The organism is Comamonas sp. JNW, assembly GCF_003105075.1.
Lineage (GTDB): Bacteria > Pseudomonadota > Gammaproteobacteria > Burkholderiales > Burkholderiaceae_C > Comamonas > Comamonas squillarum.
The window spans coordinates 1-15,607 of sequence record NZ_QETI01000001.1 but is presented as its reverse complement, the minus strand read 5'-3'; the positions used below and the strand labels follow the sequence as shown (position 1 = coordinate 15,607).

The 15,607-nt window shown below is 64.8% G+C and carries 14 protein-coding genes; 4 read left to right on the top strand and 10 right to left on the bottom strand.

Annotated elements, in window-relative coordinates:
• Window positions 1-43 precede the first annotated feature (43 nt).
• Together cls and sbcB are read left to right on the top strand one after the other, a co-directional pair.
• Window positions 44-1,498 (top strand): cardiolipin synthase, encoded by a 1,455-nt coding sequence (gene cls / locus DCO45_RS00070; protein ID WP_116923956.1) that lies wholly within the window; start codon window positions 44-46, stop codon window positions 1,496-1,498.
• Window positions 1,499-1,551: 53 nt separating this feature from the next.
• On the top strand, window positions 1,552-3,009 hold the full coding sequence (sbcB, locus tag DCO45_RS00065) for an exodeoxyribonuclease I (protein ID WP_116923955.1): 1,458 nt from the start codon (window positions 1,552-1,554) through the stop codon (window positions 3,007-3,009).
• Window positions 3,010-3,020: 11 nt separating this feature from the next.
• Here the strand turns inward: sbcB and DCO45_RS00060 are convergent, their stop codons facing one another.
• Together DCO45_RS00060 and DCO45_RS00055 are read right to left on the bottom strand one after the other, a co-directional pair.
• Window positions 3,021-3,677, bottom strand: coding sequence for an N-methyl-D-aspartate receptor NMDAR2C subunit (locus DCO45_RS00060; protein ID WP_116923954.1), 657 nt, complete (start codon window positions 3,675-3,677; stop codon window positions 3,021-3,023).
• 29 nt (window positions 3,678-3,706) lie between these two features.
• A complete protein-coding gene (locus DCO45_RS00055) occupies window positions 3,707-4,936 on the bottom strand; it encodes a spore maturation protein (protein ID WP_116923953.1) in 1,230 nt (409 codons plus the stop codon).
• A gap of 254 nt (window positions 4,937-5,190) precedes the next feature.
• Between DCO45_RS00055 and DCO45_RS00050 the strand changes: the two genes are divergently transcribed.
• Together DCO45_RS00050 and DCO45_RS00045 are read left to right on the top strand one after the other, a co-directional pair.
• Complete coding sequence (locus DCO45_RS00050) at window positions 5,191-7,095, top strand: propionate--CoA ligase (protein ID WP_116923952.1); 1,905 nt, start codon at window positions 5,191-5,193, stop codon at window positions 7,093-7,095.
• Window positions 7,096-7,163: 68 nt separating this feature from the next.
• A complete protein-coding gene (locus DCO45_RS00045) occupies window positions 7,164-7,832 on the top strand; it encodes a pyridoxamine 5'-phosphate oxidase family protein (protein ID WP_347707636.1) in 669 nt (222 codons plus the stop codon).
• Window positions 7,833-7,897: 65 nt separating this feature from the next.
• Here DCO45_RS00045 and DCO45_RS00040 read toward each other — a convergent pair whose 3' ends face one another.
• From DCO45_RS00040 to mnmC, 8 genes are all read right to left on the bottom strand, one after another.
• Entirely contained in the window at window positions 7,898-8,248 is a 351-nt protein-coding gene (locus tag DCO45_RS00040) for an antibiotic biosynthesis monooxygenase (protein ID WP_116924448.1), read from the bottom strand.
• 106 nt (window positions 8,249-8,354) lie between these two features.
• Complete coding sequence (fdxA, locus tag DCO45_RS00035) at window positions 8,355-8,684, bottom strand: ferredoxin FdxA (RefSeq protein WP_021025807.1); 330 nt, start codon at window positions 8,682-8,684, stop codon at window positions 8,355-8,357.
• A gap of 117 nt (window positions 8,685-8,801) precedes the next feature.
• The gene (locus tag DCO45_RS00030) at window positions 8,802-10,163 is read right to left on the bottom strand and encodes a GTP-binding protein (protein WP_116923950.1); all 1,362 of its coding nucleotides are present in this window, start codon (window positions 10,161-10,163) and stop codon (window positions 8,802-8,804) included.
• Window positions 10,163-11,095: a sulfate adenylyltransferase subunit CysD gene (gene cysD, locus DCO45_RS00025; RefSeq protein WP_116923949.1), complete on the bottom strand. Its 933-nt coding sequence runs from the start codon at window positions 11,093-11,095 to the stop codon at window positions 10,163-10,165. The genes DCO45_RS00030 and cysD overlap by 1 nt, the downstream gene beginning before the upstream one ends.
• 50 nt (window positions 11,096-11,145) lie before the next feature.
• Window positions 11,146-11,784: a phosphoadenosine phosphosulfate reductase family protein gene (locus DCO45_RS00020; RefSeq protein ID WP_116923948.1), complete on the bottom strand. Its 639-nt coding sequence runs from the start codon at window positions 11,782-11,784 to the stop codon at window positions 11,146-11,148.
• Window positions 11,781-12,182 carry a DUF934 domain-containing protein gene (locus tag DCO45_RS00015; protein ID WP_116923947.1) on the bottom strand — a complete coding sequence of 134 codons (402 nt, stop codon included), beginning with the start codon at window positions 12,180-12,182 and terminating at the stop codon, window positions 11,781-11,783. The genes DCO45_RS00020 and DCO45_RS00015 overlap by 4 nt, the downstream gene beginning before the upstream one ends.
• A gap of 18 nt (window positions 12,183-12,200) precedes the next feature.
• On the bottom strand, window positions 12,201-14,000 hold the full coding sequence (locus DCO45_RS00010; RefSeq protein WP_116923946.1) for a nitrite/sulfite reductase: 1,800 nt from the start codon (window positions 13,998-14,000) through the stop codon (window positions 12,201-12,203).
• Between the two features lie 335 nt (window positions 14,001-14,335).
• A partial coding sequence (mnmC, locus tag DCO45_RS00005; protein ID WP_116923945.1) for an FAD-dependent 5-carboxymethylaminomethyl-2-thiouridine(34) oxidoreductase MnmC occupies window positions 14,336-15,607 on the bottom strand: 1,272 nt, incomplete at its 5' end.

Here is a 15,607-nt window from a genome sequence, read left to right as displayed (position 1 = left end):
GGCAGGCTACACTGGGCAGTCCCCTCAACAGGAGCGCGCTGCTGTGGCGTCCCTCTCTCCGTATCTGACCAAGGAAAATATCGTCGCGGTGCTGTCCGTGATCTGGCCGATCTACCTTGGCGTGGTGGGTATCTGGATTCTGATGCAGCGCCGCGCGCCGGTGGCCACCTTGGGCTGGCTGCTGTCCATGGGCTCCTTGCCCGTGGTGGGGCTGATCGTCTACTACTTCATCGGCCCGCAGCGCATGAAGCGCCAGCGCATCAAACGCCTGCGCGCCCGCAACAAAAACCATGTGCGCGAGACCACGCGCCGCATCCGCGACGGCCAGCCCGAGGCCCCGGCCCAGCTGCGCGAGATGGTCAAGCTGGTCGAGGCCACCTGCGGCTTCCCGATCACCTCGGCCGAAAGTGTGGAGTTGCTCAGCGGCGGCGCGGCCACCTTTGACCGCATTCTGGAAGACGTCGCCCAGGCCCGCCACCATGTGCATCTGGAATACTATATTTTCGAGCCCGACCAGACCGGCACGCGCCTGCGCGATGCGCTGGTCGAGCGGGCCAAAGCGGGGGTTAAGGTGCGCATGCTGGTCGATGCGCTGGGCTCCAAGCGCGTCAACCGCAAGTTCATCGCGCCCTTGCTGGCAGCGGGCGGCGAGTTTGCGGTCTTCCACCCCACTCGCATCGGCAGGCGTCTGCGCCCGGTAATCAACTTCCGCAGCCACCGCAAGATCCTGGTGGTAGATGGCCAGATCGGCTTTACCGGCGGCGTCAATATCACCGACGAAGAAGACCGCCGCGTCAACACCAACGCCTACCACGATGTGCACCTGCGCATGGCGGGGCCCATCGTCACCTGGCTGCAGACCACCTTCTTGGAAGACTGGGCCTATGCGCTGGAAAAGTCGCCCCAGGACATGCCTGCCAACCTGGACTTGCTGCTGCCCGATATGCCCGATGGCCGCCACGCGATGCAGCTGGTGAGCTCAGGCCCGGACAACCCGACCGAGCCCATCCACCGCGCCCATGTGGCCGCCATCCAGTCAGCCACCGTGCGGGTCTGGCTGACCACGCCTTACTTTGTGCCAACCGAGCCGGCCATGTATGCGCTGACCAGCGCCGCGCTGCGCGGCGTCGATGTGCGGCTGCTGGTGCCGGAGAAATCGGACTCCATCTTTGTGACGGCCGCTGCCCGCTCGTACTACGAGGAGCTGATCAGCGCCGGCGCCAAGGTCTACGAATACAGCGCGCGCATGCTGCACTCCAAGACCTTGGTGGTCGATGACAACCTGACCATCATCGGCACGGCCAACTTTGACAACCGAAGTTTTCGCCTGAACTACGAGGTGTGTGCGATTGGCTACGGGCCGGAGCTGAACGCCCGGCTGCAGGACCAGTTCAACACCGATCTGATGCGTTCCAAGCAGGTGGCTTCGCGCCGCAAGCAGCGCTTTTTGCCCCGGCTGGGTGATTCGATCGCGCGCCTGTTCTCGCCGCTTCTGTAGTTGCTGGCCCACGTTGCTCTGCGGCAGTGACCGGAGCAGGCATACTAGCGGGCATGCAGAACTTCTCGTCCGCCTCCGCCAGCTTTTTCTGGCATGACTACGAAACCTTTGGTGCCGTGCCGCGCCGTGACCGGCCCGCACAGTTTGCCGGCATCCGCACGGACATGGACCTCAACGAGATCGGCGAGCCGGTCATGCTGTACTGCCAGCCTGCGCTTGACTACCTGCCCAGCCCGCAGGCGAGCCTGATCACCGGCCTCACGCCCCAGCACTGCCTGGAGCAGGGCGTACCCGAGCACCAGTTTGCCGCGGCTGTAGAGGGCGAGCTGGGCCGCCCGGGCACCATTGGCGTGGGCTACAACACTATCCGTTTTGATGACGAGGTGACGCGCTACATGCTGTGGCGCAACCTGCGCGACCCCTATGCCCGCGAATGGCAAAACGGCTGCGGCCGCTGGGATCTGCTCGATGTCGTGCGCATGGTCTATGCGCTGCGCCCCGAAGGCATCCAGTGGCCCCAAAAAGATGATGGCTCGGTCAGTTTCAAGCTCGAAGACCTGGCCCGCGCCAACGGCATCCTGCATGAATCGGCGCACGATGCACTGAGCGATGTGCGCGCCACCATTGGCCTGGCGCGCCTCATCAAGCGCCTGCAGCCGCGCCTGTTTGATTTTGCGCTGGGTCTGCACAAGAAGGACCGTGTGATGCAGGAGCTGGCCCTGCCAGCCACCTCCGCCAATGGCCGGCCTTTTTTGCATGTCTCGGGCATGTACGGGGTCGAGCGCGGCTGCATTGCCGTGGTCTGGCCGCTGGCCCAGCACCCGACCAACAAGAACGAGGTCATCGCCTGGGATCTGGCCCAGGACCCCAGCTACCTCGCTGAGCTGTCGGTCGACGAGATGCGCCTGCGCATGTTCAGCGCAGCTGCTGATCTGCCCGAAGGCGTGACGCGCCTGCCGATCAAGACGGTGCACCTGAACAAATCGCCGATGGTCGTCAGCAGCCTGCGTACGCTCAGCGCCGAGCAGGCCGCCCGCTGGCAGATCGACATGGACCAGGCCTTGCGCCATGCCGCGATTGCCCGCGATCTGCCCGATATGAGCGCCACCTGGGCTGCCGTGTTTGACCGCCCACCGCTCGAGGGTGTGGATGTGGACCAGGATTTGTACAGCGGCTTTATCGGCCAGGCCGACCGCCGGCGCCTGACCCAGCTGACGACCATGCACCCGCAGGAGCTGGCCGTTGCCAAGCCCGGTTTTGACGATGAACGACTGCATGAGCTGCTGTTCCGCTACCGGGCGCGCAACTTTCCCGATTCGCTCAACCCAGAGGAGCAGCAGCGCTGGCTGGAGCTGCGCGTGGCCTTTTTGCAAGAGGGCTTGGGCGGCGCGCGCACGGCCGAGCAGATGTTTGCCGAAATCGACCAGCTGTCGGAGACGGCCGATGAGCGCGCCGAAGAGCTTTTGGGCGCACTCTACGACTGGGCCGATGCGATCATGCCCGATGCCTGAGCGGCATTGAATCAGGCTATCGCCAGCGCCAGGGCCTGCTCCAGGTTCTGGCGCGCCTGCGCCTCCAGCCGGGCCCGCATGGTCGCCGTCTGGTAAATCGCCGGGCGCTGCAAAAAGCTGCGCAGCACCGCCTGGCGGCGCAGCGCATAGTCGGCAGCGGGCACCCAGGCATATTCGGCCTGGATCTGCGCCTGGTACTGCGCAAAACGCGCGGCTGGCGCGCCCAGGATAGACAGATCTATATCGAGCATCCAGGCGCTGTCTGCCGGCAGCGGCGCTTGCGCGGGCTGGAAATGGCAGGTGGCCATGACCAGTGCATCCACCCGCTGCAAGGCATCGGGCGCGGCCCCGGCTGCCTGCATCACCGCTTGCGCCCAGTTGGCACTGCGCCTTTCATTGTCCTTGGCCTGCGGGTCATAAATCGCGTCGTGAAAGCACAGGGCCAGTGCCAGCTCTGCCGGCTGCGCTATCTGCGGGCGCAGCTGCTCGAGCCATTGCAGACATTCGGCAATATGCTGCAGGCCGTGGTAATGGCGATCCGGCCCGGCATGCGCTGCCAGCAGCTGGGGCAAGGCGTTGGGCGCAGGGGTCAGGCCCAGATCCTGCCAGGCCCGTTCCCAAGCGGCGCTGAAGATCTGGGCATCCGAGGCGCGTGCACTGCTTGCCATGACCACTCCTTGAGGCATCCTTCCCGCCATCAACCAAAGAACTGGTAGCAGACCACAATGGCGGCCACCACGCCCGAGAACTCAGCCAGCAGCGCGCAGGGCACCGCATGGCGCGCGCGCTGGATGCCGACCGCGCCAAAGTACACCGCCAGCACATAGAACGTGGTCTCGGTGCTGCCCTGGATGATGGCAGCGGCCAGCGCCGGGAAGCTGTCCACGCCATGGCTTTGCATGGTCTCGATCAGCATCGCGCGCGCGGCGCTGCCCGAGAAGGGCTTGACCAGGGCAGTAGGCAGCGCATCGACAAAGCGCGTGTCCATACCGCTCAGATCCACCAGCCAGCGGATGCCGTCGAGCGCATAGCCCAGCGCGCCCGAGGCGCGAAAGAGCCCCACGGCGCAGAGCATGGCCACCAGGTAGGGAAGCAGGCCCTTGGCGACATCAAAGCCTTCCTTGGCGCCTTCGATAAAGCTCTCGTACACGGGCACCTTGCGCAACGCGCCCACCACGACAAACAGTACCACCAGGCCAAACAAGGTGAGGTTGCCCAAGAGGGAAGACACCTGCGCCATGGCCGTGGACGTCAAGGTCGCCAAAAAGGCCATGAATCCGGCCAGCACCAGGCCGACCGGCAGCAGATAGGCCAGCACCACCGGGTGCCACAGCGGCAGGCGCTGCACGATGGCCACCGACACCAGGCCGACCAGCGTCGAGACCGAGGTGGCCAGCAAGATCGGCAGAAACACCAGGGTTGGGTCGGGCGCGCCTTGCTGCATGCGGTACATGAAGATGGTCACTGGCAGCAGGGTCAGCGACGAGGCATTGAGCACCAGAAACAGAATCTGCGCATTGCTGGCGGCCGTGGGCGAGGGGTTGATCTCTTGCAGCGCGCGCATGGCCTTAAGGCCAATGGGGGTGGCTGCGTTGTCCAGCCCCAGCGCGTTGGCAGCAAAGTTCAGCGTCATCAGGCCCAGCGCCGGGTGGCCGCGCGGCACATCGGGCATCAGCCGGGCAAACAACGGCGCAAGCCAGCGGGCCAGCATATCGACCAGGCCGGCCTTTTCCGCAATCTTCAAAAAGCCCAGCCACAGCGTGAGCGTGCCAAACAGCAGCACCATCACCTCGACCGAGAGCTTGGCCATGGCAAACAGCGCCTGCACCATGTCGCCAAAAATCTGCGCATTGCCGCCCACCAGCCACTGCGCGAACGCGGCCAAGGCCGCCACCACAAAAAAACCCAGCCACAAGCCATTGAGCATGGGACATCCTTCGTCATCCGGCGCGCCGCAGCACCGGGGCGGTGCGCCATGCCGCTGATTGTGCGCGATGCCGCAGCCTGCCCGGCGCTGGCCCATGCGGAAACTGGGCCAGGTGCTGCAAAAGCCTCTCTGGGCACCCCGCGCTTATGCGGGAAAACCACAGGCATGCGGGCTGCAGCCCGCACCCGTTTGTCAGCGCGATGCAAGGCAAAGGGAAATAATGGCTGCACAACAAAAGATGGAGACAGACTTCGATGAGCCGTTTTGCCGACTTTTACGCCCGCTCGATCCACGACCGCGATGCCTTCTGGGCCGAGCAGGCGCAGCGCATCGACTGGCATGTGCCGCCCCAGCAGATCTGTGACTACAGCAACCCGCCATTTGCGCGCTGGTTTGTCGGCGGCCAGACCAACCTCTGCCACAACGCCATCGACCGCCATGTGGCCGAGCGCGGCGACCAGGCCGCGCTGATCGCGGTATCGACCGAGACGAATACCGAGCGCAGCTACAGCTATGCCGAGTTGCACCGCGAAGTGCAGCGCATGGCCGCAGCGCTGCTGGCGCTGGGCGTCAAAAAGGGCGACCGGGTGCAGATCTACATGCCGATGATTGCCGAGGCCGCCATCGCGATGCTGGCCAGCGTGCGCATCGGTGCCATCCATTCGGTGGTGTTTGGCGGCTTTGCCTCGGGCTCGCTCGCCACCCGCATTGACGATGCCCAGCCCACGGTCATCATCAGCGCCGATGCCGGCTCGCGCGCCGGCAAAGTCGTGCCCTACAAGCCCTTGCTGGATGAGGCCATTGCGCTGGCCCGCCACAAGCCGCAAGCGGTGCTGATGGTGGACCGGGGCCTGGCTCCCATGCAGTGGGTCGCTGGCCGCGACCACCGCTGGGCCGATCTGCGTGCCCAGCACCTGGATGCCCAGGTGCCCTGCGAATGGGTGGAGGCCACCCACCCCAGCTACACGCTCTACACCAGCGGCACCACCGGCAGGCCCAAGGGCGTGCAGCGCGATACCGGAGGCTACACGGTGGCGCTGGCCGCCAGCCTGCCGGCGATCTTTGATGCAAAGCCCGGCCAGACCTTTTTTTGCACCAGCGATATCGGCTGGGTCGTGGGTCACAGCTACATCATCTATGCGCCGCTCATCGGCGGCATGGCCACCCTCATGTACGAAGGTGTGCCGCTGCGCCCGGACCCGGGCATCTGGTGGAGCCTGGTCGAGAAATACAAGGTCACGCACATGTTCTCGGCGCCCACCGCGATCCGTGTGCTCAAAAAGCAGGACCCGGAGTACCTCAGCCAGTACGACCTGAGCAGCCTGCAGGCGCTGTGGCTGGCCGGCGAGCCGCTCGATGAGCCCACAGCCAGCTGGATCAGCGGCGCCATTGGGCGCCCCATCATTGACAACTACTGGCAGACCGAGACTGGCTGGCCGATCCTGACGCTGTGCAACGGCGTCGAGCCCCAGCCATCGCGCTTTGGCAGCCCGGGCAAGGCCGTGTTTGGCTACCACATCAAGCTGATCGATGGCGAGACCGGCGCCGAGCTGGCCCTGCCGATGCAAAAGGGCGTGATTGCCATAGAAGGCCCCTTGCCCCCTGGCTGCCTGATGACGGTATGGCGCGATGACCAGCGCTTTGTCAACACCTACTGGAAGAGCATTCCAGGCCGCCTGGTCTACAGCACCTTTGATTGGGGTGTGCGTGACAAGGACGGTTACTACTTCATCCTGGGCCGCACCGATGATGTGATCAATGTCGCCGGGCACCGCCTGGGCACACGCGAGATCGAAGAGAGCATCTCCGGCCACCCCGATATTGCAGAAGTTGCCGTTGTCGGTGTGGCCGATGCCTTGAAAGGCCAGGTCGCGCTGGCCTTTGCCGTGCCGCGCAGCAATGCGGTGGCGGGCGACAGCGCCGCCTGCAGCGCGCTGGAAAAATCCGTCTGCAACCATGTCGATGCCCAGCTCGGTGCCGTCGCGCGGCCAGCGCGCGTCTACTTTGTCGCCACCTTGCCCAAGACGCGCAGCGGCAAACTGTTGCGCCGCGCGCTGCAGGCGGTGGCCGAGAAGCGCGACACGGGCGACCTATCAACGATGGAAGACCCGGCAGCGCTGCAGCAGGTGGTGGCGGCGATGGCGGCGGCTGAGCGCTAAGGCGAGTCTCCAGCAAGAGCGCCTTGCGCGCTCCTTGGAGGCTGTCTGGGCACGCATCCAATGGGGTTGTGGACGCATTGAATCAACGCGTACCCTCCAGCCCGGATTACAGCTGGCGCGCCAAGCCAGCACAGGCAGACCCTGCAAGCGCCGATCTGATGGAGGGTATTTGCCTTACATGGGATGCGCTGACCCGTCGATACAGTGAAATTTTCCAATTTGACAGGAGTTGCGCTATGGCCCAAGAAAATCCGCGTGAAAAATTGTGGGAACTGATCAAGGACATTCGCTTTGCGATGATCACGCACCAGCATGAACATGGCAGCTTGCATGCCGCGCCGATGACCACGGCCAACAAAGAGGGCATGAACGAGGATAAAAATCTGTATTTCTTGCTGGGTAGGGATTCCGATTTGTCCCGGTGCCTAAGCACCTCCAGCGCCATTAACGTGTCGTACGCCGATCCCAATAAGGACAGCTATGTTTCCGTATCGGCAACGGGGTCCATCAGTGACGATCTGGCGCTGAAAGAGCAGTTGTTCAGCCCGATGGCCAAAGCATGGTTTCCCGATGGCCCGTCCGACCCCAATTTGCAGATCCTGGTGGCGCGGGTTGATTTTGCCGAATACTGGGATGTGAAAGAAAACAAGCTAGTGCAGCTGTTCAAGATGGCCAAATCAGCGGTGACCGGTGAACGACCCGATGGCATGGGCGAGCACCGCGAGATCAAGCTGTAAATCTCGGGCCATCGGCTCCAACTGCATGCCCTGCACCATGGCCCATGGCGCAGGGCATGCCTCGTTCAGGCTGCGCTGGCGTGCTGCATGCCATAGGCCCGCTCCACCTTCGCCACCCGCACCTGGTAATGCGCATACCAGCGCTCGGCGCCCATGCGCTGGGCAACCAGGTGGTCGCTCTGGGCCTTCCAGCGGCGGATGTCGTCCTCGGTCTGCCAGTACGACACGGTAATGCCCAGGCCGTCGCTGCCCCGGGTGCTCTCAGCGCCCAAAAAGCCAGGTTGCTGCTCGGCAAGCGCCACCATTGCATCGGCCATGTGGGCATAGGGCTGGTCCTCGCTGTTGGTGCGCTGCGAGGTGAAGATGACAGCGTAGTACGGGGGCTGGGGAGTGTTGGCAAAGGCGGCGCTGTGCATGGCGGTGGCTTTGGTGGGGCGCAAACAATAAAAAAGCCAGCATGGAGGCTGGCTTGGCGGGTTCAGGGTGCGGGCATCACAGCCTGGAATCCCTGCATTAGCTGGCTCAGCGGATCAAGTCCTTGAGCTTATCGGGCTGGCCGTTGGCCTCGTCGGCACCTTCCATCGGCGCCTTGCGCTTGGTGATGCTCTTCCAGCCATCGGCCAGTGCCAGCTCGGCATTGAGCTTGATGAAGGCCAGCTGGTCTGCGGGCACATCTTCCTCGGCGTAGATGGCGTTGGCAGGGCACTCGGGGATGCAGACGGCGCAGTCGATGCATTCGTCCGGATCGATGGTCAGGAAGTTCGGGCCTTCGCGGAAGCAGTCAACAGGGCAGACGTCCACACAATCGGTGTATTTGCACTTGATGCAGTTTTCGGTGACGACGTGGGTCATGGAATGGTTTTCGCCAGTGATTCAGACAAATAAACAGCGGAGGATTTTACGGTTTTTGTGCACAAGCACCTAGCCGACCTCCGAATAACGTGGTTTTTAACTGCGGGACTGCTGGCTTTACTCCACCAGTACCGCAGCGGCCGTGCTGTTGGAGGCCGTGTCCACGAGGATCAAGGAGCCCAGCTCACGCGAGCGCACAAAGGCCGCTGCCGGAATCGCTTCTTGCAGGCTGATCTCCACCCGGCCAATGGCATTGGGTTCGAGCTGCTCAGCAGCCTGGCGCTCCAAGTTGTTGATATCCAGGCGGTTGAGCACCTTGCGCACCTTGGCCTTGATCCAGCGGCGGCCATGCAGCGCCCAGTACACGCGGCCGGCCAGCAGGGGTTCGTTGTCCATCCAGGCGATGGTGGCCGTGATCTCGCGCGTTGCGGGCCAGGCAGGCTGCTCGGCGGGGGTGTCAAAGTCATCGTCGGCGGCAATCGTCGCAGCCGGTGCCGGGGCCGCAATGATCCAGTCGCCGCGCGAGACATCGACCTCGCGGTCCAGCACGATGCCGGCGCTCTGGCCTGCGCCGCGTGCGATGGGCTTGCGGGTGTGGTCCAGCACCTGGGCCACGCTGGCGCGCTGGCCGCTGGGCAGAATCTGCACCGCAGTGCCGGGCGCGACATCGCCAGTGCCCACACGGCCCCAGAAAATGCGGCGGCCCTGGTGAGTGTCGGCCGAGGCGGAGAACTTCTCCACCCACTGCACCGAAAACGCCAGCGGTTGACCGGCATCAGCCGGCGTGGTCGGCAGCGTCTCGAGCAGCTCCAGCAGGCTCGGGCCCTGGTAGCCGGCCCAGTCGGGGTGCGCGGTCACCACGTTCCAGCCCTTCAGGGCCGAGACGGGAATAGTGGCTGCTACGGTGATGCCGGCCGCCTGGGCGAAGGCGGCCAGCGCATTGCGGATATTGGCAAAGGCCAGCGCCGGGTCGGCCACCGCGTCGAGCTTGTTGACCGCAAACACCAGCGAGTGCACGCGCAGCAGATGGGCCAGCAGGCTGTGGCGGCGGGTCTGGGGCAGCAGCGCGAGCTGCGGGTTTTGCCAGTCCAGCTTGGTGGCATCGACCAGCACCACGGCGGCGTCGGCGCTCGATGCCGCGGTCACCATGTTGCGGGTGTACTGCTCGTGGCCGGGCGCATCGCCAATGATGAACTTGCGCGTTTCGGTGGCGAAGTAGCGGTAGGCCACATCGATGGTGATGCCTTGCTCGCGCTCGGCGGACAGCCCATCGGTGAGCAGGGCCAGGTCGGTCTCGCCGCTGCGCTGCACGCCGGCGAGCTGGTCTTGCAGCACCGATTTGCTGTCGACCAGCAGGCGGCCGATCAACGTGGATTTGCCATCATCGACGGAGCCGCAGGTGATGAAACGCAGCGCCGATGCGGTGTGCAGGTGGTCTTGGGCAGGGGTGCGCACGGCGGTCAGGGTATCGGTAGTCATCAGAAGTATCCGTCTTTCTTGCGCTTTTCCATCGAGGCATCGCTGGTCTTGTCGTCCATGCGGGTAGCACCTCGCTCGCTCACATCGGCGGCCAGCGTCTCCAGCACGATGTCGTCGGCCGAGGCGGCATCGCTGCTCACCGGGCAGGTGCAGGTGATGTCACCGACGGTGCGAAAGCGCACGGTGCGGCTCTCGACCGTTTCGCCGTCGCGGGCGGGGGTGAGCGGCGTGATGGGCACGAGCAGGCCCTTGCGCTCGACCACATCGCGCTGGTGGGCGTAGTAGAGGCTAGGCAGCGCTATGTTTTCGCGGGCAATGTACTGCCAGACATCGAGCTCGGTCCAGTTGCTGATCGGGAACACGCGGAAATGCTCGCCCGGAGCCAGGCGGGTGTTGAACAGGGTCCAAAGTTCGGGGCGCTGGGCCTTGGGCTGCCACTGGCCAAAGCTGTCGCGGTGGCTGAAGATGCGTTCCTTGGCGCGGGCCTTTTCTTCGTCACGGCGGGCGCCGCCAATCAGCGCGTCAAAGCGGAACTCCTCGATCGCTTCGAGCAAGGTCACCGACTGGTGCACATTGCGCGATTCGCCGGGGTGGGCCAGACGCACGGTGCCGCGCGCCATCGAGTCCTCGACGCTGCGCACGATCAGATCGGCACCCAGTTCCTTGGCGCGCAGATCGCGGAAATCGGTCACTTCAGGGAAGTTGTGGCCGGTGTCGATCATCAGCAAGGGGTAGGGGATGCGGCCGGCGCCAAAGGCTTTTTCGGCGCATTTGAGCATGACCAGCGAATCCTTGCCGCCGGAAAACAACAGCGCAGGGCGCTCAAAGGCGGCGGCGACTTCGCGCAGGATAAAGATGGTTTCTTCTTCCAGCGCATCGAGGTGCTGGTTGCTCAGGTGGTTGAGCACATCGGTTTCAACACGGGCGTTCATATCGGATGGACTTTCTTGTCGGGCGGGCTGCATGCGGTCAGTGGGCGATATCAGTGCGCAATGTGCAGGCCGCATTCGCGGTTGTCTTCGCCCTTGGTGGGATCCACATAGTCGAAGTTGTTGGGCAGACCGTGTTGTTCGCAGTAGTCGTACAGATCCTTGGACGACCAATGCAGCAGGGGTGCGACCTTGATGAGGCCATCGGGGTTCAGACTGACCGGATCCATCTGGGCACGCACGGCCGTGTCGGTGGCGCGCAGCGCGGTGAACCACACGCGCGGCTGGGTCTCGCGCAGCGCGCGGGCAAAGGGCTCGAGCTTGACCTCTTCGGTAAAGGCGGCGTGGCGCGGGTCATCCAGCGCGGGCGTGGCGCCTTCGACGGCTTCACGGTGGGCGCGCGAGCGGCGTGGCAGGTAGATCTGCAGGTTCAGCCCCAGCTGGCGCGTCACCTCGTCGGCAAAGCGGTAGGTGGCCTCGGTGTTGTAGCCGTTGTCCATCCAGACCACGGGCACATCGGGCTGGACCTGGCTCACCAGGTGCAGGATCACCGCTTCAAAGGGGCGGAAATTGGTGGTCACGATGCTGGTCTGGCCCAGCGACAGCGCCCAGCGCACCAGGGCTGCGGCGTCCTTGCCCAGCTCGGCATTCACGCGGACCAGTTCTTGGGGGGTGAGGGTGGTCGTGCTCATGCGGCAGCCTGGTCAAAATGGGGCTTGGCTTCCACGTCGCCTTGGTAGAACCCGGCAAAACGCTCGAACTGGCGCGCAGCATCGGCCACGTCCACGCCTTCCTTGAGCACCGCGCTGCTGAAGCCGGTGCGGTGCATCTGCACCAGCTGGTCGATCAGCACATCGCCCAGCGCACGGATATCGCCCTTGAAGCCACGGCGGCGGCGCAGCAAGTAGGCCTGGCTGAACGCGCGGCCATCGGTGAACGCGGGAAACTCGAGGTCAATGCGCGCCACGCCGTCAAGTGCTACCTGCAGCGCATCGGCATCGTTGGCCAGCAGCAGCACGCTGCGGTCGCCTTCGCCAGCGGGCTGGTGGTCGCCGGCGGCCAGGATCTGGAAATCGTTCGGAATGCTCATCGTTGTTCTGCTCAATGCTCAGGCTTGGGTGGTTTCTGCGGCGGTGTCAGCGGCTTCGGGCAGGCGGGCGGACTTGCCCGCTTCCTTGAAGGGATCCAGCCCCACGCGGCGCACGGTGTCGATAAAGCGCTCGCCGTTGCCACGCAGATCGCGGTAGGTGGAGAGGACTGCCTCGATCACGCCAGGCACTTCGGCGGCGCTGAACGAGGGGCCAATCACCTTGCCAGCCTGGGGCGCGCCCGACAAGGTGGCACCATCGGAGCCGCCCACGGTGATCTGGTACCACTCCTTGCCGTCCTTGTCGACGCCCAGGATGCCGATATGGCCGCTGTGGTGGTGGCCGCAGCTGTTGATGCAGCCGCTGATATGCAGGTCGATATCGCCAATGTCGTCGAGCTCGTCCAGATCCTGGTAGCGCTCGGTGATGGCTGCTGCAATCGGCAGGCTGCGGGCATTGGCCAAGGCGCAGAGGTCACCGCCGGGGCAGGCGATCATGTCGGTCAGCAGGTCCACATTGGTGCTGGCCAGGCCCAGGGCCTTGGCCTTCAGCCACAGGTCATGCAACTGGCTCACATGCACCCAGGGCAGCACCACGTTCTGGTCGTGGGTCACTCGGGCTTCGCCGGCTGAGAACTGGTCCACCAGCTGGGCCAGCGCATCGAGCTGCTCGCCCGAGGCATCACCCGGTGCCTGGCCGACGCGCTTGAACGACAGCACCACCGCGCGCAGCTGCGGGTTTTGGTGGGCGCGCACATTGCGGCTCACCCAGCGGCCAAAGGCTGGCTCACGCACGCCTTGCTCGGTCAGCTGGTGCTTGGCCTCGGTGGCGTTGACCTGCGGATAGCCCGACAGGTCCGGTGCCACAAAGCAGGCCGCCACGCGGTCAAACTCGGCCTGGGGGATGGTGTGCGGGCCGCCATCGACCTCGACGATCTGGCGGAACTCTTCTTCCACCGAGTCGATATAGACCTGGCCTTCAGCCTTGACCAGGATCTTGATGCGGGCCTTGTACTTGTTGTCACGGCGGCCGCGCTCGTTGTAGACGCGAACAATCGCCTCGATGTAGTTGAGCACCTGGTTCCAGGGCAGAAACTCGCGGATCGGAGTGCCAATGACGGGCGTGCGGCCCATGCCGCCGCCGACAAACACCTTGAAGCCGATCTCACCGGCTTCGTTCTTCGTCAGATGCAGGCCCACATCGTGCCAGCCAGTGGCGGCGCGGTCTTCTTGCGAGCCGCTGATCGCAATCTTGAACTTTCGCGGCAGGAAGGCGAACTCGGGGTGCAAGGTGGTCCATTGGCGCAGCACCTCGGCGTAAGGCCGGGGGTCGACCAGCTCGTCCACCGCCACGCCAGCGAGCGCATCGGTGGTCGTGTTGCGGATGCAGTTGCCGCTGGTCTGGATGCCGTGCAGGTTGACGCTGGCGAGCAGGTCCATCACATCGGCGGACTTGGACAGCGGAATCCAGTTGAACTGCACATTGGTGCGGGTGGTGAAATGCGCGTAGTGGGTGGGCAGGTAGGTGGTGCCCATCGCGCCCTGGGTCTTGAGCGCATCCTGGTAGAGCTGGGCGTCGGGCGCGTCGTACTCGCGGGCAATGCGGGCCAGCACGCGGATCTGCGCGGAGTTGATCTCGCCATAAGGCACTGCCACCCGCAGCATCGGTGCGTAGCGTTGCACATACCAGCCGTTTTGCAGACGCAGCGGGCGGAATTCTTCTTCACTCAGCCGGCCCGTCTCCCAGCGTTGGAGCTGGTCACGGAACTGGTCGGCTCGGGCCTGGACAAACTGGCGATCAAATGGGGTGTATTGGTACATCGTGGTGCGGAAGTTGCAGCTACCGAGCCCTGGTGTGCCCGCTGCCCCAATGGCGGCGGAGCTGGGCTGTTGCGATGTACTGTAAAAAAATTTCATATAAACTCAAACTACATTTTTCTCAGTCCTGTATGACATTGAGTTATATGAAAATGGCAAATGCTAGTGAGCAAATCGCATATGGGACGCTGTAGGGCGCCCCAAAGACAGGGCGGAGCGGAGGTGGCGTCTGCTCCGCCCCTCACTCTAAAAAGGCATAGCGGGCACCGCAGGCCACCCCATGGACAGGGCGGAGCGAAGACGGCGTTCGCATTCGCCCCTCCCGCTAAAGCGCTCGCTTATTTGCAGTAGCGGTCGCTGGCCAGCGCCAGGGCCAGCGGATTGGGCAGTGGCAAGGGCTCGGCATGCAGACGGGCGGCCAGCAGCTCGGCGCAGAGCAGCGCCCAGGTCAGACCGCGCGACCCCATCGCCGTGGCGACCCAGGGGCTGGCCAGGCCTTCAGGCAGCGTGTGCAGCGCCTGCAGGGCCTGCGTGGGCAGCAGCGGGCCCACCAGCGGCAGCCGGTCGGTCGATGCGCAGCGCAGCTGGGCCCAGTGCTGGGCGCGCGCAAAGGCCTGCGCATCAGGCCGGTGGCCTTCCGGCAGCAGGGTTTGCAGCTTGGCCCCGTTACCGGCATGCGCTGTGGCGGCATCCTCGGCCGACGGCGGCAGTGCGGATTGGCCACGCTCAAAGCTCGATCCCATGACCCAGGCCGCGTCTGCATCCTGCCCAATGCGGAAATAGGGCACCCAGCTGCCATGGCCGTTGACGGGTTGGTGGGCCGCGGGCGCCTGGCCTTCGGCATAGCGGCCCCAACTGACCTGGCCCCGGATGGTTTGCAGCGCCTGGGCGGCGGCCAGGCTTTGGCCGTTGATGCGGATGCTGGCCGATTGCGGCCCGGCGCAGAGGACGACCAGATCGGCCTGCGCCCATTGCTGGCCTTGGCCATCGCTCAGCGACCAGAGCGGCTGGCCCTCGGCGGTCTTCAGCGCGTCGAGCGCCTGTACCTGGGCATCGCCGACAAAATGGATGCCAGGGTGGTCCAGCAAGGCCTGCACCAGCGCGGCCGGCCGCAGCCAGCCGCCGCGCGGGTGCCAAAGCGCGGGGGTATCGGCCGGCAAGCCCAGCACTTCGAGCGTGGCGGCGCTGGCCTCTTCACTCCAGTCGGCCGCCGGCGCGGCCAAGGCGTCCTTCCAGGCAGGAGGCCGTTCATGGGCGCTGCGGCGGGTGGGCACGGCCGCGGGGCTGTCGCTGAGCGCAGCGGTTTCATCGGGCGGCGTGGCGAGTTGCCTGCGCTCCAGCACCCCGGTCATCTCCCAATCTTGCCCTGCTTGCAAGAGCTGCTGCAAGCATTGCAGGCTGCAGCGCTGGCCGGCGCGGGTGATGCGCGAGAGGGGGCTGTCGTCGCTGCTGGTATGGGGCGCAAAAATGCCAGCGGGCAGCGCAGAGGCACCGGCGGCCGGATGGCTGGCGGTATCGAGCACGGTGACCTGCCAGCCGCGCAGCGCCAGCTGGCGCGCGCAGGCAGCTCCGGCAATGCCGGCGCCGACAATGGCCGCGTGCCCACCGCC